Annotated in this window: 23 protein-coding genes and 6 pseudogenes; 12 read left to right on the top strand and 17 right to left on the bottom strand. The window is 67.1% G+C overall.

Annotated elements, in window-relative coordinates; genetic code table 11:
• Positions 1–65: 65 nt before the first annotated feature.
• The 7 genes and pseudogenes from ACWDVB_RS10165 to ACWDVB_RS10135 form a co-directional block, all read right to left on the bottom strand.
• Entirely contained in the window at positions 66–1,991 is a 1,926-nt protein-coding gene (locus ACWDVB_RS10165) for a PatA/PatG family cyanobactin maturation protease (RefSeq protein WP_451514348.1), read from the bottom strand.
• Positions 1,992–2,915: 924 nt separating this feature from the next.
• Positions 2,916–3,158, bottom strand: coding sequence for a hypothetical protein (locus ACWDVB_RS10160; protein ID WP_451514349.1), 243 nt, complete (start codon positions 3,156–3,158; stop codon positions 2,916–2,918).
• A gap of 166 nt (positions 3,159–3,324) precedes the next feature.
• Positions 3,325–3,900 carry a hypothetical protein gene (locus ACWDVB_RS10155; RefSeq protein ID WP_451514350.1) on the bottom strand — a complete coding sequence of 192 codons (576 nt, stop codon included), beginning with the start codon at positions 3,898–3,900 and terminating at the stop codon, positions 3,325–3,327.
• Between the two features lie 392 nt (positions 3,901–4,292).
• Entirely contained in the window at positions 4,293–4,670 is a 378-nt protein-coding gene (locus tag ACWDVB_RS10150; RefSeq protein WP_451514351.1) for a hypothetical protein, read from the bottom strand.
• Positions 4,671–5,068: 398 nt separating this feature from the next.
• Complete coding sequence (locus ACWDVB_RS10145) at positions 5,069–5,419, bottom strand: helix-turn-helix domain-containing protein (protein WP_451514352.1); 351 nt, start codon at positions 5,417–5,419, stop codon at positions 5,069–5,071.
• Positions 5,416–6,256 (bottom strand): annotated as a pseudogene (locus tag ACWDVB_RS10140) (site-specific integrase); the annotation flags it as partial. The gene ACWDVB_RS10145 and the pseudogene ACWDVB_RS10140, both read right to left, overlap by 4 nt.
• 13 nt (positions 6,257–6,269) lie before the next feature.
• A pseudogene (locus ACWDVB_RS10135) lies at positions 6,270–6,686 on the bottom strand (IS5 family transposase); the annotation flags it as partial.
• A 211-nt stretch (positions 6,687–6,897) separates the two neighbouring features.
• Between ACWDVB_RS10135 and ACWDVB_RS10130 the strand changes: the two are divergent.
• Both ACWDVB_RS10130 and ACWDVB_RS10125 read left to right on the top strand, forming a co-directional pair.
• On the top strand, positions 6,898–8,112 hold the full coding sequence (locus ACWDVB_RS10130; protein ID WP_451514353.1) for an MFS transporter: 1,215 nt from the start codon (positions 6,898–6,900) through the stop codon (positions 8,110–8,112).
• Positions 8,113–8,484: 372 nt separating this feature from the next.
• Complete coding sequence (locus ACWDVB_RS10125; RefSeq protein WP_451514354.1) at positions 8,485–9,843, top strand: FG-GAP and VCBS repeat-containing protein; 1,359 nt, start codon at positions 8,485–8,487, stop codon at positions 9,841–9,843.
• A 68-nt stretch (positions 9,844–9,911) separates the two neighbouring features.
• Here ACWDVB_RS10125 and ACWDVB_RS10120 read toward each other — a convergent pair whose 3' ends face one another.
• Entirely contained in the window at positions 9,912–10,070 is a 159-nt protein-coding gene (locus ACWDVB_RS10120) for a hypothetical protein (protein WP_451514355.1), read from the bottom strand.
• A 591-nt stretch (positions 10,071–10,661) separates the two neighbouring features.
• On the opposite strand from ACWDVB_RS10120, the gene ACWDVB_RS10115 reads away from it, so the two are divergent.
• Positions 10,662–11,156 carry a DinB family protein gene (locus ACWDVB_RS10115; RefSeq protein ID WP_451514356.1) on the top strand — a complete coding sequence of 165 codons (495 nt, stop codon included), beginning with the start codon at positions 10,662–10,664 and terminating at the stop codon, positions 11,154–11,156.
• A gap of 473 nt (positions 11,157–11,629) precedes the next feature.
• Complete coding sequence (locus ACWDVB_RS10110) at positions 11,630–11,788, top strand: hypothetical protein (RefSeq protein WP_451514357.1); 159 nt, start codon at positions 11,630–11,632, stop codon at positions 11,786–11,788.
• A 52-nt stretch (positions 11,789–11,840) separates the two neighbouring features.
• Here ACWDVB_RS10110 and ACWDVB_RS10105 read toward each other — a convergent pair whose 3' ends face one another.
• Positions 11,841–12,455 (bottom strand): CGNR zinc finger domain-containing protein, encoded by a 615-nt coding sequence (locus ACWDVB_RS10105; protein WP_451514358.1) that lies wholly within the window; start codon positions 12,453–12,455, stop codon positions 11,841–11,843.
• A 27-nt stretch (positions 12,456–12,482) separates the two neighbouring features.
• On the opposite strand from ACWDVB_RS10105, the pseudogene ACWDVB_RS10100 reads away from it, so the two are divergent.
• The 3 genes and pseudogenes from ACWDVB_RS10100 to ACWDVB_RS10090 form a co-directional block, all read left to right on the top strand.
• Positions 12,483–12,965: pseudogene (locus tag ACWDVB_RS10100) on the top strand (NAD(P)-dependent oxidoreductase); the annotation flags it as partial.
• The gene (locus ACWDVB_RS10095) at positions 12,960–13,373 is read left to right on the top strand and encodes an NAD-binding protein (protein ID WP_451514439.1); all 414 of its coding nucleotides are present in this window, start codon (positions 12,960–12,962) and stop codon (positions 13,371–13,373) included. The pseudogene ACWDVB_RS10100 and the gene ACWDVB_RS10095, both read left to right, overlap by 6 nt.
• Before the next feature lie 374 nt (positions 13,374–13,747).
• Positions 13,748–14,275 (top strand): annotated as a pseudogene (locus ACWDVB_RS10090) (ATP-binding protein); the annotation flags it as partial.
• 14 nt (positions 14,276–14,289) lie between these two features.
• Here the strand turns inward: ACWDVB_RS10090 and ACWDVB_RS10085 are convergent.
• Positions 14,290–14,850 carry a hypothetical protein gene (locus ACWDVB_RS10085; protein WP_451514359.1) on the bottom strand — a complete coding sequence of 187 codons (561 nt, stop codon included), beginning with the start codon at positions 14,848–14,850 and terminating at the stop codon, positions 14,290–14,292.
• Positions 14,851–14,926: 76 nt separating this feature from the next.
• Between ACWDVB_RS10085 and ACWDVB_RS10080 the strand changes: the two are divergent.
• The 3 genes and pseudogenes from ACWDVB_RS10080 (at position 14,927) to ACWDVB_RS10070 (ending at position 16,567) form a co-directional block, all read left to right on the top strand.
• Positions 14,927–15,381: pseudogene (locus ACWDVB_RS10080) on the top strand (VOC family protein).
• 506 nt (positions 15,382–15,887) lie between these two features.
• Positions 15,888–15,977, top strand: a pseudogene (locus tag ACWDVB_RS10075) (IS5 family transposase); the annotation flags it as partial.
• 56 nt (positions 15,978–16,033) lie between these two features.
• Positions 16,034–16,567 carry a DUF6192 family protein gene (locus ACWDVB_RS10070; RefSeq protein ID WP_451611957.1) on the top strand — a complete coding sequence of 178 codons (534 nt, stop codon included), beginning with the start codon at positions 16,034–16,036 and terminating at the stop codon, positions 16,565–16,567.
• On the opposite strand, the gene ACWDVB_RS10065 is transcribed toward ACWDVB_RS10070, so the two are convergent.
• The 6 genes from ACWDVB_RS10065 to ACWDVB_RS10040 form a co-directional block, all read right to left on the bottom strand.
• Positions 16,527–16,667 carry a hypothetical protein gene (locus ACWDVB_RS10065; RefSeq protein ID WP_451514450.1) on the bottom strand — a complete coding sequence of 47 codons (141 nt, stop codon included), beginning with the start codon at positions 16,665–16,667 and terminating at the stop codon, positions 16,527–16,529. The two genes, ACWDVB_RS10070 and ACWDVB_RS10065, sit on opposite strands and share 41 nt — an antisense overlap.
• 180 nt (positions 16,668–16,847) lie before the next feature.
• Positions 16,848–17,531, bottom strand: coding sequence for a hypothetical protein (locus ACWDVB_RS10060; protein WP_451514360.1), 684 nt, complete (start codon positions 17,529–17,531; stop codon positions 16,848–16,850).
• 66 nt (positions 17,532–17,597) lie between these two features.
• Entirely contained in the window at positions 17,598–18,446 is an 849-nt protein-coding gene (locus tag ACWDVB_RS10055) for a hypothetical protein (protein WP_451514361.1), read from the bottom strand.
• Positions 18,447–18,450: 4 nt separating this feature from the next.
• Positions 18,451–18,780 (bottom strand): helix-turn-helix domain-containing protein, encoded by a 330-nt coding sequence (locus ACWDVB_RS10050; protein ID WP_069774978.1) that lies wholly within the window; start codon positions 18,778–18,780, stop codon positions 18,451–18,453.
• A complete protein-coding gene (locus tag ACWDVB_RS10045; protein WP_451514362.1) occupies positions 18,780–19,901 on the bottom strand; it encodes a tyrosine-type recombinase/integrase in 1,122 nt (373 codons plus the stop codon). Before ACWDVB_RS10045 ends, ACWDVB_RS10050 begins: the two co-directional genes overlap by 1 nt.
• 213 nt (positions 19,902–20,114) lie before the next feature.
• The gene (locus tag ACWDVB_RS10040) at positions 20,115–20,615 is read right to left on the bottom strand and encodes an NUDIX domain-containing protein (RefSeq protein ID WP_451514441.1); all 501 of its coding nucleotides are present in this window, start codon (positions 20,613–20,615) and stop codon (positions 20,115–20,117) included.
• A 136-nt stretch (positions 20,616–20,751) separates the two neighbouring features.
• Between ACWDVB_RS10040 and ACWDVB_RS10035 the strand changes: the two genes are divergently transcribed.
• Both ACWDVB_RS10035 and ACWDVB_RS10030 read left to right on the top strand, forming a co-directional pair.
• A complete protein-coding gene (locus tag ACWDVB_RS10035) occupies positions 20,752–21,162 on the top strand; it encodes a RidA family protein (RefSeq protein WP_451514363.1) in 411 nt (136 codons plus the stop codon).
• A gap of 292 nt (positions 21,163–21,454) precedes the next feature.
• A complete protein-coding gene (locus ACWDVB_RS10030; RefSeq protein ID WP_451514364.1) occupies positions 21,455–21,685 on the top strand; it encodes a DUF998 domain-containing protein in 231 nt (76 codons plus the stop codon).
• Between the two features lie 130 nt (positions 21,686–21,815).
• Here the strand turns inward: ACWDVB_RS10030 and ACWDVB_RS10025 are convergent, their stop codons facing one another.
• Positions 21,816–22,442, bottom strand: a complete 627-nt coding sequence (locus ACWDVB_RS10025; protein WP_451514365.1) for a TetR/AcrR family transcriptional regulator — start codon at positions 22,440–22,442, stop codon at positions 21,816–21,818.
• Between the last annotated feature and the right edge of the window lie 22 nt (positions 22,443–22,464).

The following is a 22,464-nucleotide window of genomic DNA, read 5'->3' as shown; positions in this document are numbered from 1 at the left end:
GGGGGATGCCCGGGGCACCGGCGGGGACTGGCTGGGCAGCAACGCCGGTTGGTCCGGTTCGTCGATCAGCTCTCCGGCCACGCCCGTACCTCTCCTACGGAGACGGGGAGTACGTCGCTGACGTCGACGGTGAAGCGGTACACCCGTTTGGCACGCCGACTGTTCTCCGGATCGAAGAAGCGGAGCTTGATGTCCCAGCAGTCGCTGTCTTGTCGGCCGAACGGGCTCTTCTCCACGTGGATGGAGTCCAGCGCCATACCGGCGGCGAGGGCCCCGCTGAGGCTCTGCGTGATCTGGAAGGCGTTGGTGGCGGCGAAGTTCAATGCGCGGTCGCGTGAGGTCGCGCCCAGGTTGCGCAGGTCGAAGTACACCCTGGTCAAGAACTCGCGCAACGACGTGCGGATCGTCGCTGTGTCGGCGGTCGCGGACTGCGCTGCTGCGGATTGGATGGCCGCCTCGGCCAGGCGGTTCACCTCCCAGCCGCAAAGGCCGCGCGGGTGCTCGACCTCCACCACAGGCACCGTCTGGCCACTGAACAGCCTGACGGTACGGCCGCTCAGCCGCCCCGGGAGCGCGATGCGCTCGATGTGGTCGTCGGCGTCGGCCGCCCCTGCGGCCAGCAGCCGCACGAACCTGCTGTGAACGTCGGCCGCGTAGGCACCCACGGGCTCGATGGCGTACACCGGGGTCATCTCCAGGCTGAGAACCCACATGAGGGCGGAAGCCTCCGACGGAGAGGCCAGTAGGTGGTCGACCATCCTCCGCACGTCGTAGGGATTGGCGTGCGCTACGTGACCGTCCCCCGGCGGCGCGTCCATGACCTGCCTGAAGGCGTCACGCCGTGCCTCCGTCCCGAAGTCGTAGCCGAGCGTGCCGATGGCGTAGACCAAAGGAGTCCATGGAATGTCGCTCGGCATGTCAGGGAAGCCCGCCGCCTCCGCACTCCTCGAACAGGTGGCAGAGACCGGGGGGATGGCTGCCGCGAGGGATACAGAGCCGGTGCCAACGTCCCTAGCAGGGCCCGCCTGGCCCGCCCCAGAGCTGTCGTCCCAGCACCGGCACGATGGCGAGGCACGCTCTGTGTCATCGGTGGCGTCGGGAAGATGCAACTGGTCATCGGCCATGGCTTCCACTGCTCTTTCCAGGTTGAGGCTTCCGGCGAGGTATCGGACGCAGAGCGCGGAGTGGGGTTGCGGACACGGATCAGCGCTGGCCAACAGAACCGCCCCGACACCGAGTGGGTCCGGTCTCCGCCCGGATTGCACCTGCATGCTCAGCAGCAGTGCGGCGCTGCCGGCCACGATCGGAGCGGCCAGACTGGTGCCGCTTCGCCGACCTGTGCCTCCCCCGGGAAGGGCGCACAGGATGTCCTCACCCGGCGCCGTGATGCCGTGCTGCCGATACGCGGTGTCCCAGTTGCTGCAGGCCATGGGGCATCCGGTGTTGCCCAGTGCTCCCACAGCCAGGACCGAAGGCAGACTGGCCGGCACATGGATTCCTGGGCGTCCATCGTTGCCCGTGGCGGCCACGACAAGGACGTTGCTCTCCCGGCAGCGTCGGACAGCGGTGTCAAGCAACGTTCCCGCTCCACCGGACGAACTCAGCTGGCCACCGCTCACGTTGACCACATGCGCCCCGGCGGACACCGCGTACTCCAGGGCACGTGCGAGTTCTACCTGCGAGACCTTTGTACGGGTGTTGGTGAACACGGGCACGCTGATCCCCGTGCATCCCGGGGCGACGCCGGGCACCGGGCCACCATGCTGACCGAACAGCACACTGGCCACCATCGTCCCGTGGACCGCGCTCAAGTCGCCGAAATCGCCTTGCGGCCAGATCCCGGCAAGGGAAGTGAGGGACCCTCCCGCGAAGGCCGCGTGATCCGCGTCGACGGATCCGTCGACCACGGCGACTCTGATCCGGCGGTCGCCGCGTGTCCGCTCCCACAACCTACTCAGACCGCAGACAGCCAGCGACTCGTCCTCAGCCACACTGCCCGACCCCCGAAGCTCACCGCGATGGGCCGGGAGGCCGGATGGAGGGGTGGTTCCCACCTGTCCGGCGCTCCCAGCCATCATTCTGCTAATCGTCACCATCGTCGGCGAAGGTGAAGCCGCCGATGGTGACGCCGAAGATGGACTGCTCGGCCCCTTCGTCGTCCCTGGCCGCGCTGCAGGGCTTGCGTGTCACCGGCGGACTCATACGGGGAGCCACCAATTCGATGAGATTATCCGACAATTGTCTTCCCCTTCTCTTTGACGGAAACAAGGGAACATGTATGCGCATTTTCCAGAAGTCACTCAATGCATGCCGTGCCGCGACTGCCGGGTATTTCTTGCAGCGCTTGACGTCGAGCGTCCTACTGGCGATGCGTATACGCCGCCTCCAGTTTGGCGGTTGTACCTCTCCTTCCAGGTTGCCCGCCTGAAAGCGACAAAAACATCCAGAAGGTAAACGGCCGAAGGGGTGGAAATTAACGCGTCGGCCGGAAGGCGTGGCGCCCTCTTTGCCAACGCGACAGAAATATGCACCGAGCCGTTTTCACCCTCGGTTTGAGCTGGTCAGATGCAGGCAGAGGATGGCTTGAATGAGGGCCGTGATGGGGGGTGAGTAACTCGTCCGGCACTTGCGGGGTGTTTTGACCCGTTGTTTGGCCCCGTTCTGCGTACTTATTCTGTTTCGTGTGCCTCGCCAGGTTGGTGTGGATTCACGTGTTATGCGCGGGTCATGAGGGCGATCATTGCGCGGTAGATCATTGCGGTGGAGCGCCGCGCTGACCTGTTGGACCTGGGCGACTGCTCCGTGGACGGATCACACGTTCGGGCACTCAAAGACATCTCAGGGGATCACGTCGGCCCCTCGCCCCTCGCCCCTCGTCCGTCGTCCGGACCCGCCCCTGATGGCTGCCGCTCGCCTCATCGGGGTAGCTTTGCGGTGCGTTGGGGGTGGGCCGCGGTGATGTACCGCATGGCGGTGTGAGAGGAGATGCCGAACAGACGCATCAGGTGGAGCGGGTCGTCGACCTCGAATGCCTCGTCGCGAATCCGGTCCTGCCGCAGCGTCGGCATCGTGAGCCAGGTGGGCCGGAAGATGGCGGTGAACGTGGTGCCGATGGGCAACTGGGTGGTGTCTACCGCGGTCCATCGGTTGATCAGCACATGTGGGTTGGTCGTGACCGGCCAGCGGCGGTGACGTTCACGGCGCCACGCGGAGGCGCAGCGGTAGGTGAGTTCGTCCAGGTAGATGATGTGCCGTTTGCCGGGACGCCGGACGACGAGCCGCTCACGGGACAGGTCGAGGTCGGTGAGCAGCAGCCGGCGGATATCAGTGCCGCTGAGCGCGGGCCGGTGTCCCCTTGCGGGTAGCGATTGCCCTTTTGGCGTCGTCGCGGGTTATCTCACGTATCTCACGCAGGCTCTCGATGCCGTCCGCGAGCCACCCCTTGAGGATCGGGTCGAGACCGTGCCAGTAGCGAGCGAGGCTCCGGTAGATGCGGCCGGTGTGGTGCCACTTGTCCTCTCCGCGCACTGCCTTGATCCAGACCGAGAGTTCCTGTGCGATCGTCTCGGGCAGTGCGGCGAGCTCGACCTCCAGGCGCTTCTGCTGCACGTCGCGGCGGAATGCGGCATCCGGGATCAGCAGCTCTCGGGTCTCAAGGAACTGTGTGACCCGCCGTCCGCTGAACTTCGGGGGACGGTTGTCGACGAGCGCGCGGATGTCGGTCTCCAGCAGCGGGGCATCGGCGCCGGGCCAGGACACCAAGACGGTCAGCGTGTGTCGGGTCTTGGTGGCGGGGACTGTGGACCACATCTCCTGCTTCATCACGCTGTCAAGGTCGGCGAGCAGCCGCTTGGCCGAGTCCGTGAGCGTCGGCAAGTCCTGCCGCGCCAGCTCGGTCACCGGGCGCCAGTCTTGCCGGACCTCGAACAGCCTCTCCTGCCCCGGGGCCACCAGGGGCCACCGGGGGCCACCGGGGGCCGCCGGGGGCCGCCAGGGGCTCGGAGACAGGACGGCGCAGGATAGGCGGGGCCACGTCCGAGCCACGCAAGCCTGGGTGTGCCGGGGCTGGTGGGCCAAACCACAGCTGGGCTCCGAACCGGGCGATGTCCCCTGGGCCCTGGGCCGTAGTTGGCCACGTGCCGGCGGCATCCGCGGCAGTGTCCGTCAGCCAGCGGCAGGCCGACACGGTGGCAGCGGTCGCACGCTCCCGTGGATACCGGGCGGTTCCCTCTCGTCCGGAAGGCGAAGGCCGAGCAGGGCTCGCAGGTGACCCTCATCTTCGCAGTGAACCATCAGCCGCACTGCTGGCAGAACCTCGCTGTCATGGTCCGGGGCGGCCAGAGACGGCGCGTAGTCCGCGATGTCCGTGACCGCTGGGGGCGGTCAGGTTCGGGGGGCTCTGGCAGCAGCCTGAGCATCTGCGCCCGCAGAAGGACCGTCCGGACGGACCGGCCGTAGTTGGGGATGTCGTCGAGGACCAACTCGTCGACGAGGTCGTCGCCGTCTGCGTCGCGCACGGCGAGCGCGAGGCGCAGCATCTCGTGCAACTCGCGCTGCATGGGTTTGCTGATGCCGGTCTCCGCCGCGAAGGCCGCAGTGTGCTCGACGACGTCGCGGTAACCGGCGAGCGGCCTTTGCGGAATGCGCCGGCAGACATCGATGGACAGCATCCGGCGGACCGGGAAGAGCGGCAGCTGCCCCGACAGTGAGTGGGGGGACGGCAGGGTCGTCCCGCGTCGGCGCCGCGGCCGCGCGTATGTGTTCCACCCAGTGCAGCCGCTCGCGCTGATCGGCGCCTGTGCGGCCGGTGCGCCTGCCGTACTTTTTCAGCGGTTGGGCGTGGGTGGGGGCGAGGCCATAGTAGAGGAACATCAGCTGGCGGCTTCGTGGGCCGGCGCCTTCAGGGTCGGTGACCCACGCGGCATCGGCGTCGAGTCGGACGGCGTGCAGACATGCCCGGCACAGACGGTCGGAATTGAGGTTTCCCGTGTGACGGCAGCGCAGACATATGCCTCATATGCCCTGCTCGGATGCTTCTTCCGCCATTCCGTGCACCCCTGACACATGGTCAGCCATTCGGCGGGAACGAGCGACGGCTGCCCTGCCGATGGGGCATCGGCCGTACGGGACCCCCGCCGGAGCCGCCGGAGCCTTCGGCTCCCACGGCTTTTGGCAGTGCTTCGCTCTCTCCGGTAGTGGCCTCCAGGGGCTCGGCCTGGAGCAGATCGCCGGCGGCGCAGTTCAGCACCGCACAAATCTTGTCTAGGTCATCGAGCCGCACCGTGACCGGTGTACCGCCCCACATCGCAGCGACCTTGCTCAGCGACGGCGTGGACCCGACAGCCTTGAACGCCTCCAACAACTCGGTGGGACGCCATAGGTCCCGCTGAGCGGCCACCATCCTCAGATTCCACTTCACCGAAGGTTCCCCTTGTCCATCACCAGACGCTGGGCCGCCCTCGAGCTCGCTGCACCATTGGCATGCTCGGGGTCAGCCTGTGCAGTCGTGCCGAAGAAGGTGCGGGAAGAGGTCGGCGACCGGGCCGGTCAGGTAGCTCGCGGCCGCCGTGTGGAGCTGGCGCCGCAATGTCGACGGTGTGATCGCCGGCGCGATGGGCAGGTTCAACGCCGCTATCGCCTTGGGCTTCCGCTCGGACGGCCACAGGGGTGCCGACGGGTGATCGGCGTCGTTGCCGAACTCCGCCCGGTCCTCCTCGATGTACTACCAGAGCAACTCGCGCCCCTCGCCGGAACATGTACGCCTCGCGGCGCCGCGGCCCCGCGCCGCGAGCGCCCTCGCCCTCGACGACGAACCGGCCCCACTGGCCGTGTTCCCAGTGGACATCGCCGATCGTCACCGGGCACAGCTCGGCAGCCCGCACACCGGAGATGTATGCGATCTTCGTCATGACGTAGTCGCGGCAGGCCACGGCGTACTTCGGCGTACGTTGGCGTACTTCCGGGCGTACGGTAACTGCCCCCGCCAGCGCGCGAAGAACTCCTTCATCGCCGTCCGCGATGGCGGGATGCGCAGCCCGAAGTCCCCACGGTGAACGGGCCTGTTGAACGGGTCGACCGGTGACTCCACCGCCGCCCCGAACCGCATCATGATCGCGTGGGCGTAGCGCAGTTCCAGGAAGGCGAAGAACGCGTCGATGTGGTTGAGCTTCTGCCGGTGCGTGTTGTGTGCGCGCTTCCCCGGACCGGCGAAGTACTTGTCGACCTCGTGTGGGGTCAGGTGCCACGGCACGGTGCCGTTGAGGATGACCCGCGAGCGGAGTGCCGCGCCCGTCGGTGATCTGATGGTGTCTGGAGCCGGCCCGGCCCCGGTCGACCGGCGACGGGCCCGTGTGGATCCCCCTTTCAACGCTCGCACGTGGCTGGAGTCGACAACGCAGCGCGACCAGTCGAGCCGCGATGCGGCATTGAGCTCGGCAAGTAGTGCCTCATGCAGTCATTGCCAGACTCCGGCCTCATTCCAGTCTCGTAGTCGTCTAGCAGGTCATGCCCGACCCGAAGCCCATCTCGGTGGGCAGGTACTCCCACTGAATGCCGGTGTGCAGCACGTACAAGATGCCGCAGAGAACCTTCCGGTCCGGCATGGGCTTGCGCCCCGGATACCGGAGCCGCCGTTGCTTGCAAGGGAGCAGCGGTTCGATCCGCTCCCACAGCTCATCCGACACGATCCACGGTGAAGCCCCATGTGATCGGAATGCTCAGCCCGCCCTGCGGGCACCACAGCTAGGGCCAAGGCACCTCACTGCGTCGGCCGTTGACAGCCGGAATGCGACATCACCCGTGAAGGGCAAGGGTGCAGTCGCAGATCTGCCAGCCACCTCTCGATGAGACCTGCTGAACTGATCACGAAACGCGCTGCCTTTCACAGGACGGGACACCATGCCGGCAACCACCACAGCTTCAGTCAACGGCAAACTCTTACTCCCTCGGTCCCCGCTGATGGGGTGGCTGGCCGTGGTCTCGGTGATGCTGGGGATCTTCGCCATCGTCACCACAGAGATCCTGCCGATTGGTCTGCTGACCTCGATCGGATCCAGTTTCACCGTCTCGGACGGGATGGCTGGACTGGTGATGACCATGCCGGGCTTTCTGGCGGCGCTTGCTGCTCCACTGGTCACCGTGGCCACGGCACGCTTCGACCGCCGACTGATGCTGTGCGTCTTCATGCTCTTGCTGGCACTGGCGAACTTTCTTGCCGCCGCGGCGCCCGACTACTGGCTCGTACTGACCTCCCGGATCATGGTCGGAATCACGATTGGCGGCTTCTGGCCGATCGGAGCAGGGTTGGCGGAACGACTGGTGCCGCCGGCCTCGGTCGGCAGGGCAACTGCTGTGATCTTCTCTGCCGTCCCGCTGGGATCCGTCCTCGGCGTGCCGGCGGGCACCCTCATCGGAGATCTCGCCGGATGGCGAACGGCCTTCACCGTCATGGGAGCTCTGACGGTCGGCGTACTGATCATGCTGCTCTTGTTCGTCCCGCCGCTTCCTGCGGTCCGGACCACACGGCTGGGCGTTCTGGGAGGCATGCTCCGCAGCGTCAACACTCGCTTCGCACTCCTGCTGACGTTCCTTGTTGTGCTGGCTCACTTCGGCACCTACACCTACGTGACACCATTTTTGGAACAGGTCACCCACGCCAGCGGTGGTCTGATCACTGCATTCTTGCTGCTCTATGGTGTCGCTGGCATCCTCGGCAACTTCCTGGGCGGCGCCTGGGTGGCGCGGTATCCGCGGAGCGTCTTCGGGCTCGCGGCCGCCCTGATCGCCACGGTGACTCTCCTGCTTCCAGCGTTGGGCCGCTGGGAGACCGGCGCAGTGATGCTGCTGGTCGTGTGGGGCATCGCGTATGGCGCCGTACCAGTCGCGTCGCAGACCTGGTTCTCCAAGGCGGCACCGCACGCTCCGGAAGCGGCATCGGTCTTGTTCACGGCTTCTTTTCAGGCAACGATCTCGATTGGGGCACTCGTAGGGGGAGTCATCCTGGACCGCACCTCTCCGTCCGCGGTCATGCTGCTGGGCGGTTGCACCGCAGTGCTTATGGTCCTGGCAGTAGGGGCACGCCTCGTCGGGCCGGACTGCAACGAGCGGTCCTGAACACACAGAGATTCGCCCACAGGTTGCAGTCGAACACTTAGCGCATGGCCGTCGACCTGGCTCCCGCTCGGTCGGTCAGCCACTGACCACTTGGCTCATTGTGTTAGCCGTTGTTACTCGCAAATTCCTGGAGACCGAGAAACGAGAGCTACGTACGTCGCTGACTTGCTGACGAGCACCTTCACCGCTCTCGAAAGCCCTCCGGGAACCTGCACGTCATCCACTAGCCTGGGACAACTTGCGGTGAACGGCGCGGCACCCCTCACGCACCACCTGGCCACGCACCCGCTTCGACGCCCGGATCACCGACTGACCACACGCCTCCGCCTCCTTCACGCTCTGCCCCTCCACTCGCAAGGAACCCCAACACCCATGCGCATACGCACAACAGCCCCGCTCGCCGCCACTTTCCTGATCACGGGCCTCAGCCCCCTCACCCTGCCCGCCGCGACAGCGAGCGCCGCGCCCGCGAAGCACGGCGACGACTTCAACGGCGACGGCTACCGCGACTACGCGTACTCCAGCTTCAGCGCCAGAGGGGGCGGCGGCGTCACCGTGGTCTTCGGGACCGCGACCGGGCCCGGCTCCAGACAGCAGCGCCTCACCCAGGCGAGCCCCGGCGTGCCCGGCGCCGACGAGGCCGACGACATGTTCGGCGAGGTACGGGCCGCCGCGGACTTCGACGGCGACGGATACGGCGACCTCGCGGTGGCGGCGACCGGCGAGAACGGCTTCCAGGGCGCCGTGACGATCCTGTGGGGCTCCGCCTCCGGCCTGTCCAAGGGCACGACTCTCCCGAACAAGAACCCGGGCCGCCACAACTACATGGGCAAGGACCTGGCGACCGGCGACTTCAACGGGGACGGCAAGCAGGACCTGGCCGTCATCAACGAATCCATGACCTACGTCTACCGCGGCCCGCTCAAGCGCTCCGGCACCACCGGCACCGTGACCAAACTCGACAAGACAACGGCCTTCTACGCCACGGCCCTGATCTCCGGCAAGGTCAACGGCGACAAGAAGACCGACCTCGCGATCATCGGCGACGTGGTCAACCCCGAAAAGATCGCGTCCGACGCCTGGTTCATCAAGGGCGGCGCGAGCTCGCTCACCCCGGGCAAGACCCTGCGCCTGGAGTCCCAGTCCGGCAACGGCGGGAGCACCGAGCGCGGCGGCGACGGTGTCATCGCCGACTTCGACAAGGACGGCTACGGCGACATCGCCATCGGCACCTCCCTCTACTCGAAGCACAAGGGCCGCGTCAGCGTCTGGTACGGCGCCTCCACCGGCCCGTCCCGCAGCGCCCGCCTCACCCAGTCCACGAGCGGCGTCGCCGGAACCCCGGAGAACTACGACGAGTTCGGCTCAACCCTCTCGGCGGGCGACGTCAACGGCGACGGCTACGCGGACCTCGCGGTCGGCGCACGGGGCGAGGAGATCGACGGCCTGGACCACGCGGGCGGCGTACACGTCTTCAAGGGCCGGGCGAGCGGCCTGTCCGGTGCCGGTTCACAGTGGTTCGCCCGCAACACCCCCGGCGTCCCAGGACCTTTGACAGCCGACGACCAGTTCGGTGGCCTGGTACGGCTGCGCGACACAGACGGTGACGGAAAAGCCGACCTGCATGTGAGCGCCGCCGACTCTCTTCGCCTGCCCGGCTCACCCAGCGGCATCACCACGGCAGGCGCGACAGAATACGACGCCGCGCCCATCGACGGCTTCTTGGAATAACTCCCCTGTGTGTACGTGACAGTGGCCCCGGACCAGACATCTGGCCGGGGCCACCCGTGTGTCCGGGGTCAGGTGTTGGCGAGCCGGTGTTCCTGCCGGGCCTGGACCAGGCCGCGCCATGCGGAGCGGACGTCGGTCGCGCTGGTGATCCAGCGGGTGGTGGAGGGTTCTGGCAGGGGCAGGGGGGCGGCCATGAAGTGGGCGATGTAGGCGTAAGTCGCCGTCACGTGTGTACGGGCACGGCTGGTAGCGCCTGCGGACGCGTGGGGAGGGGGAGTGAGGACATGTCCAACCTCTGTTTCGCGGTTGCTGCGGCCTGGCCGCACCCGTGCTCCGCCGGTCACTGGCCGCCGCTGGCGGAGACGGCTCCGACAACCACCAGAGTCATCAGGACGAGCTGTAGAACGACGAACAGAGCGAGCGTGGACATGCGGTTCCCCCTCGGGATAGGGCACGCGGAGCTCCACGTGCGATGGCGGCTGGAAGGAGTAGCAGGAGGCCTCTTGCGAATGGGCGCCCGGAGGGGCCAGACGAGGCGGCGCGATGGTCGTTGCTGTGGTGGCTAGCTCCGCAACCCCAACCTGACCAGTGCTTTCAACCCGGAAATGTGAAGTAGGTCACATGGCGTGCGGAGTGACTGATTGGCAGTGCGGGTAATCCCGAATCTTTCTGAGGCGGAGGCGGAGGCGGAGGCGGCATTCAACGGATCCCGCCCACGGGAACGTTTGAATGCGAGGTGCCAGGGCGGCACGCGCAGGCCACCTCGACTCTCCTCACACTGTGAGGAGAGTCGGCGTGGTCGCTGCTACGTTCCGCGCATGATCAAGCATGTGCCGTTCATCGGCAGGGAGAAGCAGAGTCTGCACGCCGGCCTCGACCGGCACCGCGATGCGGTCCTCTGGAAGCTCGACGAGCTGGATGATGACGCATTACGACGGCCGATGACTCCATCAGGGACGAATCTGCTGAGCTTGGTGAAACATCTGCCAACCGTCGAGTACGGGTGGTTCTGCACGACGTTCGGACGCGAGACCGAGCCGTTCTGGTTCGATCCCTTCACCGAAGACATGTTCGTGGCCACGAGTGAAACCACCAAACAGATCGTGGAATTCTACGGACGGGCTCGGGCAGCCGCGGACGCGACGATCGCTGAGCTGGACCTCGACGACTTGGGCACGGCCTGGAACGGCAACGAGGTGTCCTTGCGCTGGGTCCTCATCCATATGCTTGAGGACACCGCCCGGCATGCGGGTCACATGGACATCGTGCGTGAACTCCTCGACGGCACCACCGGAGACCACCCGCAGATCTGATCTTGAGCTCCTCAATCGCCCCGCTCTCCCCACTCGGGATCTCGAACAGACCCCGAACTCGAAGCGGACCCCGAACTTGAAGCGGATACCGGGCATGGGGGCGGCCTCCCCGTGATCCTGAGCTCTGTGACGAGCGCGGGAGTTCATGAGGAAGGCCCTGGTGACGAGAGTGCTGCAACAGGTCGACCGTCGAGACGCGGTCGCGGAACTGTCCTGCTTACGGATGGCCTTCTATGAGTGCTTGTCCGCGCGGGCGGATGCGTTCTTCGAGCTGACTCTGGCTTCCCTGCCGATACCGCGCTTCGCGGGGCGGATCGTGCTCGCCGTGGATGTCTCCCCATGGCTGAGCTCGGACGCGGCGTGCTCGCCGGACGCTTGTTCCGCCATGTCCACGGCCGTTCTCGGTAGGCCGCGCAGATCATCCCGGGAGGGCCGCACTCGTCCGTCGTCGCGCTGACCCCGGACCGTACTTCGTGGACGCAGGTCCCGGACGCGGTCCGGCTCGGCCCACCGACGACGCCGCGGCCGTCACCGCCGACCAGCTGCGGGCCGTGGTCGAGCGACTGATCGCGGCCGGCCAATGGCACTGCGGCGACCGGAACATCTTGGTCGGCTTGGCGACGCGCCTGTGAGATGAGCGCGAGGCGGTGGCGGGCAGCTTTGGGCGCGGTTTCCTGTAGTCGGTTACTTGTTGGCAAGTCGGGCCTTTTTGACCCTGTTGCCGCAGGTGTTCATGGAGCACCAGCGGCGGTTTGCGCCGCGACTGGTGTCGAGGAAGAGGCCGGCGCAGCCGGGGCCTTCGCATGCTTTGATCCGGCCGCGGTCGGGGCCTCCGAGGACTTGGATGGCGTTGGCGGCAAGCACGCCGAGAGCGTCCGGTACCGGTGTTTCCTCGTTCAGGTGCCAGACTGCGAGCCCGTTCTCGAGCGCGAGCCTTGGCTGTCCTGCGGCCGCGGCCGCGTTCAGGATCGCCGCGTCACCCGGATCGGGTCGCTGGGCGACAGTGACGGCCAGCCCGGCACGGTAGATCGCCTCCCTCAAGTCGAGCGCATCCTGGAGCTCGGCGGGTGAGACGTCGGGCACGCCGAGCCCCGCGGCGTGCAACCAGAGCTTGAGCCGGCCGTGGTCGGAGAGCCGCTCCCGGGGCGCCGCGCCGGCCCGGTCGCTCATCGTGGCAGTGAAGCGGAACGCCAGCACCTCGTTGTCTAGCCGGAACAGTTGACGGGCCTCCACAGTCACCACCTTCCGCACCACCATGGACCGCCGCTTGAACCAGTTTAGCCAGTTCGACACAGACATCGACCCACACCAGAATGGAGCCGTCTTAGACGGTTCGTATGTGGAGGTTGTGCGATGGGCGAGGTTGCAGTCATCGGTCTGGGCGGGATGGGGCGGGCGATCGCGCGCAATCTGGTGCGGGCGGGCCACGAGACCGTGGTGTGGAACCGTTCAGCGGGGCCTGCACAAGAGCTCGCGGAGGCGGGTGCCCTCCGCGTCGCATCCGTCGCGGAGGCCCTCCAGTGTTCGGTGGTGTTCTCGGTCCTGTCCGACGACACCGCCTTCGCGGAGGCATTCCTCGACTCCGGGGTCCTCGGCGAGGCCCGGCCTGGGGCGGTGCACGTCAACGTGGCCACGGTGAGCGTCGGGCTGGCCCGCCGTGCCGCAGAGGCGCACGCCGCGCACGGGATCGGCTATGTCGCCGCCCCAGTGTTCGGCCGGGTCAGCGTCGCGGAGGCCGGTGCGCTGAACATCCTCGCCGCAGGAGAGCCCGAACTCATCGACCGGGTCCAGCCGTTCTTCGACGTGATCGGATCCCGCACCTGGCGCCTGGGCGAGCTGCCTGAGCAGGCCAACATCGCCAAGGTCCTGGGCAACTACCTGATCGCCTGCGCGATCCAGTCGCTCGGGGAGGCGGTCAGCGTCGCCGACGCGGCCGGCGCCGACCCCGGCCAGTTCGTCGAACTGCTGACCTCGACGCTCTTTCCGGGACCCGTCTACTCCGGATATGGGTCGATGATCGCGCAGCGGAGATACCAGCCCGCCGGGTCCACCACGGCACTGGGACGCAAGGACCTCCACCTCGCCCTCGAGGCAGCAGCAGGCCAAGCGGTCTCCCTGCCGTTCGGCGAACTGCTCAGAGGCGTGTTCGACCAGGCGATCGCCGACGGCCGCGCAGCGGACGACTGGGCGGTGATTGCCGAACAGCAGCCGCGATGAACACCCCTGCTCGTACGGTCGATGGCGTGCGGTGCCCAGCGCCGGGCAGGGCGGTCCGCATGCTGCCCGTGCCGCACCGCAACGCCCCGCCGACCGTCTTCCAAATGGATCAACCGGTATCGGCGGTACGGGGAACTGGGCCTCTGGAAGACGTGGGGCCAGATGACCTGGGGGAGCACCAGCGCGCACGGCAACTGCGCCAGGCCATGGTGCCTCCCGCGCACCCTTGCGACTGAGGCGCGTCACCACGGCGCCGTGGGCGCTCGATCCAGGCTCCCGCCACCCGCCGGTGTGCAACTGACGCAGTTGCTCAAGTTGCTCAGTTGCTCCGACGCCGTCGCGCCAGCGGCGGCGCCCACCAGGTGAGAAGCCCAGTGACTCAGCCCCGCCAGCGAGGGTTGACCGAGCAGGCCGCCGACGCCGCCATCGACACCGCCTGCCGCATCCTGCGGTGTCCTTCGATCCGTAACGCGTTCGCCGACATCACCGACCGGGCGGTGAAAGACCAGATGACCTACCGCGGCTTCCTCGCCGAGCTCCTGATGGCCGAGTGCGGCGACCGGGCCCGCCGCCGCACGGAACGTAGGATCAAGGCAGTCGGCTTCCCGAGGGAGAAGTCGCTGTGGACCTTCGACTTCGACGCCAACCCCCACATCAACCCGGCCACCATCCACACCCTCGCCAGCTGCCAATGGATCGAGAAGAGCCAGCCCCTCTGCCTGATCGGTGACTCTGGTACCGGCAAGTCGCACATGCTCATCGCCCTGGGCACCGAGGCCGCCATAAAGGGCTACCGAGTCCGCTACACGCTGGCCACCAAGCTGGTGAACGAGCTGGTCGAGGCCGCCGACGAGAAGCAGCTGAACAAGACCATCGCCCGATACGGCCGCGTCGATCTGCTCTGAGGCTTGTGAGCCTAGACGGATCCGTCCGCCGACGGAGCTGGGGCATACGGCTCGACCTCGTGCCATGGCGGCGGGCCACCAAGCTGCCAGTCCAGCGGCAACTGTGACCCGTCCAGCGAGGCACGGGCCGCATTGACAAAACGCATCTGGCCCTCAACGAGGGCGGTGTGGATGCCCCGCAAGTCCTCGCGCGTCTTGGGTGAGCTATCGACCAGTTCCGCGAAGCGTCCCACGGTCCCCGTCAGCTCCGAAGCAGCCGCCGCCACTTCACGCGGCGCAACCAGACTGATCGTCGTCAGCGCCGAGTGCCACGGCACCCAATCAGCCGTATGGGGCCGGTCCTTGAGGAACGCCTCACGAAGTTCCATCTCCAGCGTGGCGAACGCCTGCAAGAAGGCTGCATACGCTGCTGTCCGATTGTCCCTGATCCACTGCTGATTCTGGCCCCGTCGTCCGACAACACCACCGGCGACAACACCTACGACCGTGGCGGCAACACCGCCCGCGCTCGAGATCGCCAGCTCCCACGGAACAGCCAAGACAAACTCCCCCACGCCGAACAGGCCACTCAACCGAACAAGGCTCAGCTCAGAAGCCTAGGGCCTGTCTCAAAGTCCGGCTCATTCGGTCTTGTGGCAAGAGCGCGGGATGCTACGACTAACCGACTTCATCATCGACTGCCCGGACACGATGAAGCTGGCAGCCCCTACTCCGAGGTGATGGGGCTCCCGGTCAAGGAGGGCAGTGACGAGAACTGGGCCGGTATCCAGTTCGGCGAGATCGAACTGGCCTTCATCCAGGTGGAGGACTACCGCGCCCTGCAGGGGCCCGACAGCGAGCACCCCAAGCAGTTCCACCTCGACTTCGAAGTCGACGACATCGAGGCCGAACAGCGCCGCGTCCTGCTCCTCGGCGTGACCCTGCAGCGGGACTGCACCGGCCCCGACGGCTACGGCTTCCGCGTCTACGCCGACCCCACCGGTCACCCCTTCTGCCTCTGCCGCAACAAGGGCGTCATCTGGACCGATCAGGGCCTCATCTGGCCCAAGCGCGATAGCAGGCCGTGTACCGAAGTAGGTGGAGCCATTCGTCGATGGCGGTGATGTGGATGGTGGCCAGGTAGCGGACGGCGAGCTTGTCGGACCGGTGGCTGCCGCCCGGAGGCGTTTGAGGCGGTTGATGCCGCACGCCACGGCATGTCGGCCGAGGTGGTCGGTCGGGTCGAAGGCGGCCGGCCGGCTGCCGTGCCTGCGCCGATGACCGGCATGGTCAGCGGGCTCGGGAATGGTGCAGGCGATCTGGCGCCGCCGCAAGTGGGCGCGGATGACGCGGGAGGAGTACGCCTTGTCGGCGCGGACCCCGCTGCGGCCGGGTCCGCGGTCGGCCACCATCCGGCAGGGCGATGCGGATACCGGCCATCACCGCCTCGAAGTGTGGGGCATCCCCGGCCTGCCGGGCGCTGAGGACCAGCGACAAGGACCTTTGCCCGTGCTCGCAGGCCAGGTGCAGTTTGGTCGACAGCCCACCGCGGGAGCGGCCCAGCGCGTGATCGCCCGGCTCCGGTGTGCTCCCGCCGGGCGGCTCACGCTGGGCCGCTCCCGCTGGGTACCTGGTCCGCGCGGCCGAAGGTCGCGACGGCGAGCCGTCGGCCTGCGTGCTGGACTCCCAGACCATCAAGTCCTCCGCCAACGCGGCAGCGTGAGCCGGGAACGCTACGACGAGCTGGTCAGGCTGGGGCGCGACTGGGTGGCCACGATGAGCGCGGCCCAGTGGCGGATCGGGGACGCGGCCGGGGAGATCGAGCCGATGCGCTCCTATGGAGGGGTGAACCCGTCCGGGAAGGAGGACCTGTTCACCGTCAGCGAGGCCATCCGGATGTTCGCGGAGGACATCGGCCTGGCCCACTCCACGGTCCGCGACTACCGGTGGGTGGCCTCGCGCTGGCCGAAGCAGCACAGGCGCTCGGACGTGTCCCACACGATCCACACGATCCTGGCGTCCATCCCTGACGAGGCAGAGCGGTTCGAGGCGGTGAACAACCCCTGCCCCAGCCGCGCGGCGGGCCGCCGCGGTGGACGCACGACAGTGCGAAACGAGTGGGCTGGAAGGTCGACCCCGTTCCTAGGCCTACACCGGCATCGCGCGCCTGCGGCAGATCGCGGCTGCCCGCGGTCTGCCGCCGGTGACCCGGGGCAAGACCTGGGATACCGGATGCTGGAGGACGGGACGCACCGGAGGTGTGGATCGGCTACGAGCGGGCGTTCTTCGAGATCCTGGGCCACCGCGTGACGCCGTCCCCGCCGTCCACCGCCAGCTCCTCGCCCGCCGCCAGCCGCTCGACGGCGGGCACGGCGCCCCCGCGGTCCCGGCCCAGCGCAAGGCCCGCCACGAGGACGAGAACCGCGTCAGTACGCTCACGTCCTGACCATGATCGTTCTCAGCGCCAACTGCTGTACCGATGTTCCCCGAGGCCGGGGACCTCCGCGAGTTCGCGGAAACTGAAGGTTCTTCACTACGAACCTGAGGGTGCGGCGCCCTGATTTTGGGGGATGGACCCGTGGGTTCGGGATCAACTCGCGGGGTCGGTCTCGGCTGCCTGGTCCAGCAGGGCCCGTGCGGAGTCCGCGTAGCGCATGGCGGTCTTCTCGTGGAGGCCGAACACCTCAGCGAGGTGGAGGGGGTCAGGTCCTTGAACCATGGCCTCTTCGAGCTGTCGGTCGACGCGGAGCCTCTCCAATGTCGCCTTCTGGCCGCGCATCGGTGCGCTGATCCAGTGATTGCTCACTCGGCTGGTTCCCATCGCTGTCTTGCTGTTGACCAACAGGTGCAGGTTGGCCGTGCTCGGCCACCGCTTCCGGCGGTGCTCCAGCCACTCCAGCAGCAACTTCAGGGTGAGATCGTCGAGCGGGCGGACTCGGCCGGCGATGGTCAATCGACGATTGCCAACATCAGCGTCGTCGAGTATCAGGGCGCCGATCTGAGCGACCCTCGCGGCGTGCACCGCAGCCAGGGCGAGGACGAGTCGCGCGGCTGGAGTGGTGGCTGCGGCCACGGAGCGGTCGATCTGGTTCGGTGCGAGTGGCTGGAGCACGCTGTACTCGTTCTGACCGACCTTGATCCGGCTGGCCGGGTTGCGGAAGATCAGGCCGGATCGTTTGGCCCACGCGAACAACGAACGCAGGGCAACAAGTTGGTCTCTGCGGTGGTGACCGTGCAAGGTCTTGAGGTGGGTGAGGATGTCCTGGCGGGTCACTTCCCGTAGGTGGTCGTAAGAGTCCGACCAGGTCAGCAGGGCCGGGCGGACTCGATTGAGGTAGAGCTAGACCGTTCCTTGTTGCCGGGGCAGGCTGCGGGGGCCGCCGTCTCGCAGAACCCGAGTCCAGCGTTCGGCTTCTGCGGCGATGCCCGGGGCAAGACCCTTCAGGCGCCCGGCGAGCCAGCGCTCGAAGGAGGGTTCGCTGTCGTCCAGGAAGATTCCCATCTCCTCAAGGACCGTGATGACGTGTCCGACGCGCAGGTCGAGGGCCCTGAGCGGGGTGAATATCTCGCTGTGCCGGACGACGTCGCCCTCGACGTAACCGGTGAGGACGACGGCCAGGCCGCGGTTGACGGCGAAGCGGAGGTTGCGTCCCCACCCCCGGGCTTCGGCGAGTTGGTGGGCGAGGTGCTTCGCCCAGGCCAGCCAGGGGCTGGCCAGGCCGACGGAGGCCGGGTCGAGCCGACCGTAGTCACGCGGAACCTGCTCGAACAGTGGCAGTTGGCTCCAAGCGGTGCGCGGCTGTGAGCGCAATATGGGTGGCGACTTGCGGGATGCTTCTCGTGCCTTGACGTGGTGCAGGGTGGTGAGAGCCGATCCTCTGCGGTAGTGCAGTCCCACGAAAAAGAGCTGGTGATGGCGGACGGTCTGGAGCCACGGAGTTATCACCTCGCCGCTGACGGTCGGCATGCCGGTGGCGGTCCTGGCGTTGAATCGGGCCTGGCACCAGCACAGACGGCAGTATTCCCACTTCAGCGGCTGTACTCGCCGGCAGCCGATGCAGACGGCCGTCTCGTGGCTGCGGCCGAACATGTAGCAGGTGTGGCAGAGCCGACCGCGGAAGTCGCCCCAGGCCAGGCAGCCTGGGCAGGAGCTGGTGGGCTTGACGTAGCCCTTCGGGAAGCGTGCCATCAGTTCACTCCGGCGGCAGCGACCGGCCGTCCCGGCGCTTGGGGATCACCGCCGGTGTGGCAGTCCCCGCGCCGACCGCCGCTCGTTCCGTCTCCGCCTGCCCTGGGCGGCTGACCTTCTCCGGCTCGGGGATCAGCAGGTCGCCGATCTCGCAGCCGAGGACGACGCAGATGACGTCAAGGTCCTCCAGCTTGAGCGAAACGGGCTGCCCTGACCACAGACCGGACATCTTCCCCGCCGAGATCACCAACCCGTGCTCGGCCAGGTTCCGCTGGAGCTCGGAAGCCTTCCAGACCCCTTTGTTTGCGGCGGTCAGCCGCAGGTTCCACCTCATCAGACCAGTCCTTCCAGCCGCTTCGCGGCCCGTTCCATCCCGGCGACCCAGGCGTCCTCGACCCGGGTCTGCTGGACGTGGATGTATCGCATCGTGGTGGCGATCCACGAGTGCCCCAAAACCTCCTGGATTGCGAGCAAGTCCAGTCCGTTTCCGTAAAGTTGGGACGCGCAGAAATGCCGCAGGACGTGCGGTGTCAGCTCCTTGCCCCACCCGGGCAGGTGCGCTTGGGCCGCTTCCTTGAGTCCATTGCGCAGGGCGTCGTCGCCCACCCGGCGCGAGGACCCATCGGCGTTCTTGCGTTCGGAGGGAAACAGCGGGGCGCCGGGGCGGGTGTGGTTGTCGTCGAACTGGCGCCAGGCGTCCTCGATGAACCACCGAAGGGTCCGGTCGACACCGTTGATCAGCGGCACCATCCGCTCGCGCGGCCCCGATCCGCGAGCGCCCTTGCCGTGCCGGACGTGGAGTTTGCCGAAGCGGCCCAGATCCCACTTGATGTCGTCCAGGTCGAGCCCGCATGCCTCGCTCACTCGCAGGCCGACCTGGGACAACAGCTTCGAGGCGGTGTAGTTCCTGGCGGTTGGGGCGAACTTGCGGCAGGTGGCCAGCTCGCCGCCCCAGCCGGTGAAGAGCGTTCCGATCTCCGGCTCGCTCGGTGGAATCCGCAGCTGGGCGTCCTTCGCGCCGCGCGGCTTGTTCATCTCGTTGATCGGGCACTCGATGACCCGGCCGGTCATCCGGTGCAGTTCAACCTTGTGCCGCAGCTCCAGGAACATGAAGTACGTGGTCAGCGCCTGGGATCGGGCCAGCCGGGTGCCGCTCGGCGAGCCACGCAGCACCTTCCCGAAGTACGCGTCGGCGTCGGCCGGCTCCATATCCCACAGCGGTCGACCGAACCAGGTCCTGATCTGGTCCAGGTGTCCGACATCCCCGCGGATCGTGCCGTCCGCCAGCCCTGCCGAGGCACGTGCGAGGACGAACCCGGACAGCGCGTCGGTCTCGAACTGCTCCAGTTCCTCCGCCGACGCGGGCGCCCAGTGCTCGCGCAGGTCCCGTACAACTGCCAGCGCCGCCAACCCGAGCCCCCTCACCTTCAGCCCGACTGCGGACCATTCGGACACGGTGAGAACGCTTCAAGAATCCCGAAGTTACGTCACGAGACCGCAGGCCACCCGAAGGGGGAACAACCCCCTGGCCACGGGCACGGGGACTCAGCGGCGCTCAGGGGAACTCACGGGATGTCGCACTAGAGCATGGGCTTGGACAGCTTCTTGATCATCCATGGGCGTTCATCGTGCCAGCTGCCAGAGACAGATCGCTAGGCATCGCCTGGCTTACGGCCTTGCATTTCTGGGACGGAGCCGGAACGCAAGGTACCGGTTGAAAGCTTCGTGGCTGTCGGGGGCGAAGCTCCACTCCAGCAGGGCCTGCCGCAGCTCCGGCTCGGTCAGCCGGCCATGCCAAGCGATCTCATCAGAATCAGCGGCCACGGCGTTCGGCACCACGGCTTCGTGAACGCCGAGCCAGTGAGGGCTCAAACCGCTGCGGTTGAGGAACGTGAACAGCAAGCGCGGCTGCACACGAACGCCCAGCTCTTCGGCCAGCTCCCGCGCGGCGGCCTGCTCATAGGACTCACCGACACCCACGGCGCCACCGACCACGACCTCATAGAGCCCGGGGAAGCGCGACAGTTGTTCCGACCGGCGGGTAACGATGATCCGCCCATCCTCATCACGACACACCGTCACGGCGACCCGGTGCAGCCAACCCTCCCGAACTGCCTGCCGGCGACTGGCCACCCCCAGGACACGATCCTGATCATCGACACGCTCCACCAGTTCGTCCACGACGCACACCCTGGCATAGCCCACTGACAGGGCTGCTTCCGGGATGTGATCGGTTCTCAAACACTCACTGAGCTTGGAAGAAATTGCGGTGCGTGCTGGCAGCACCCTGGTCAGACTCGCGTACATGACTGAGAAGATCACCCGCATCAACCCCGAGCAGTTGCATGAAACGCCTGGCTACCACCACGTCACCGTGGTGGAAACTGGCCGTACGGCCTATCTGGCGGGGCAGTGTCCGCTTGATCGAAACGGCGACCTCGTCGGTTGCGGTTCCCTTGAGACGCAGGTCGACCAGGTGGCCGCCAACGCGTTCACTGCCCTCACGGCCGTGAGGGCCCGGCCGCACCATGTGGTGCGGTCAGTGATCTACGTGCGGAGCGACGACAGGGAGGCTCTCGCAGCCGCGTGGCGTCGGCTCACCGACTCTGCCATCGGCCCGGCGTTCACAACCGCCAGCACGCTCCTGGGCGTCGCCCAGTTGGGCTTTCCCGGACAACTCGTCGAGGTGGATCTCACCGTGGCACTGCCTGAGTGAGTTTGCTCATCACCGGGCCTCGAACAGCGTCTCGAACTGGGTAGCCCTGCTGGGTATTCGCCGGACGCCGGGGCGGCCTTCGTCTGATCATGTGCTCCGGTCAAGGTGCACGTGACCACGACGAAGGCCGTGAGGGTGAGTCTGTTGCCTGAAGCTGCTGCGGGGGAAGCGTTCGCGCTCACCCGCCTTTGGCGCGTCAACTACAAGTGACAATCCTAGAGTGTCAACTTAAATTGACAACATGAGTGGGTCAGTGCAATCGAGTTCGGGCGTAAGCAGCTGTGGCTCTTCGGTGGCATTACGGTCGCTGCTGATCTGCGGGGTGGTCAGTGGTCCGCTGTTCACACTCGTCCATCTCGCCGAAGGTTCCATGCGCGCCCACTACAACGCGTTGCGCCACCCGGTCAGTTCGCTGGCGCTCGGCGACTACGGCTGGGTGTGGACGCTCAACTTCATCGTCGTGGGCCTTCTCGCGTTGGCGTTCGTGGTCGGTCTACGGCGTGCGCTGCGCCCCTCGGGGTGAAGTACGCCATGGAACTCGCCATGAACAGGCCGATGCCGAGCCACTGGACGAGAGCGGCGACGACGAGCCTGCGCCCGCCCGCGGTGAGCCTCACGCCGCTTTCCCCTCGCCCATGCTCAAGATCAAAGACTCACGCGGGCTCCTGGCCGGGGGCCAGGGCACGCAGATGCCGGTGAAGGATTGCGCGCGCGTCATCGGGCGGCATCAGATCGGGGTGGAGCACCCCGCCGAGGGTGAGGCCGTCCAGGAGGGCGGCCAGCCGCTGGGTCTCCAGCGCGATGTCGAGGTCGCCGGGGATGCCACCGGAGCGCTGGGCCTCCAGCAGGACCCGTCCGATCAGCTCGCGTGCCTCCTCGTGCATCCGGCGCGCGCAGGGCCGGAATTCCGGGCGGGTGCGCGCGGCGGTGACGAACGCCAGCCAGACCACCGCCTCCTCGCGGCGGGTCTCGTCGAGGGGGAGGAACTCGGCGAACATCTCCTCGGTGCGGCTGCGGCGGTCGATGCCCGCGTCCGGGTCGAGGAGCTGCTCGGCGTGGCTGCGGATGCGGCCGTCGATGCGGCGCCGCAGCTCTTCCATGGTGAAGATCATCAGCTCGGTGTGGCTGGCGAAGTAGTGCCGCACGGAACCGATGGCGAGCCCGGCCTCCTGGGCGACGTTCCGCAGGGAGGCGCTTTCGAGGCCCTCCCTGCCCACCATGCGGAGAACGGCTTGGGCGACATCCTGGCGCCGGGCTTCGGCTACGACGACTCTTGGCATGTTGCTGTTATAGCACGGGCTT

This window comes from Streptomyces sp. NPDC003379 (genome assembly GCF_053589195.1).
Note: the sequence above shows the minus strand (reverse complement) of the source record. Positions and strands in the feature narration are given on the sequence as shown.

Excerpts from the sequence above, each read along its gene's own strand:
- ACWDVB_RS10150 (WP_451514351.1), bottom strand. The coding sequence starts at position 4,670 with ATGCTGTCCATCGATGTCTGCCGGCGCATTCCGCAAAGGCCGCTCGCC.
- ACWDVB_RS10130 (WP_451514353.1), top strand. The coding sequence starts at position 6,898 with ATGCCGGCAACCACCACAGCTTCAGTCAACGGCAAACTCTTACTCCCT.
- ACWDVB_RS10125 (WP_451514354.1), top strand. The coding sequence starts at position 8,485 with ATGCGCATACGCACAACAGCCCCGCTCGCCGCCACTTTCCTGATCACG.
- ACWDVB_RS10115 (WP_451514356.1), top strand. The coding sequence starts at position 10,662 with ATGATCAAGCATGTGCCGTTCATCGGCAGGGAGAAGCAGAGTCTGCAC.
- ACWDVB_RS10105 (WP_451514358.1), bottom strand. The coding sequence starts at position 12,455 with ATGTCTGTGTCGAACTGGCTAAACTGGTTCAAGCGGCGGTCCATGGTG.
- ACWDVB_RS10070 (WP_451611957.1), top strand. The coding sequence starts at position 16,034 with ATGAGCGCGGCCCAGTGGCGGATCGGGGACGCGGCCGGGGAGATCGAG.
- ACWDVB_RS10055 (WP_451514361.1), bottom strand. The coding sequence starts at position 18,446 with ATGGCACGCTTCCCGAAGGGCTACGTCAAGCCCACCAGCTCCTGCCCA.
- ACWDVB_RS10050 (WP_069774978.1), bottom strand. The coding sequence starts at position 18,780 with ATGAGGTGGAACCTGCGGCTGACCGCCGCAAACAAAGGGGTCTGGAAG.
- ACWDVB_RS10035 (WP_451514363.1), top strand. The coding sequence starts at position 20,752 with ATGACTGAGAAGATCACCCGCATCAACCCCGAGCAGTTGCATGAAACG.
- ACWDVB_RS10025 (WP_451514365.1), bottom strand. The coding sequence starts at position 22,442 with ATGCCAAGAGTCGTCGTAGCCGAAGCCCGGCGCCAGGATGTCGCCCAA.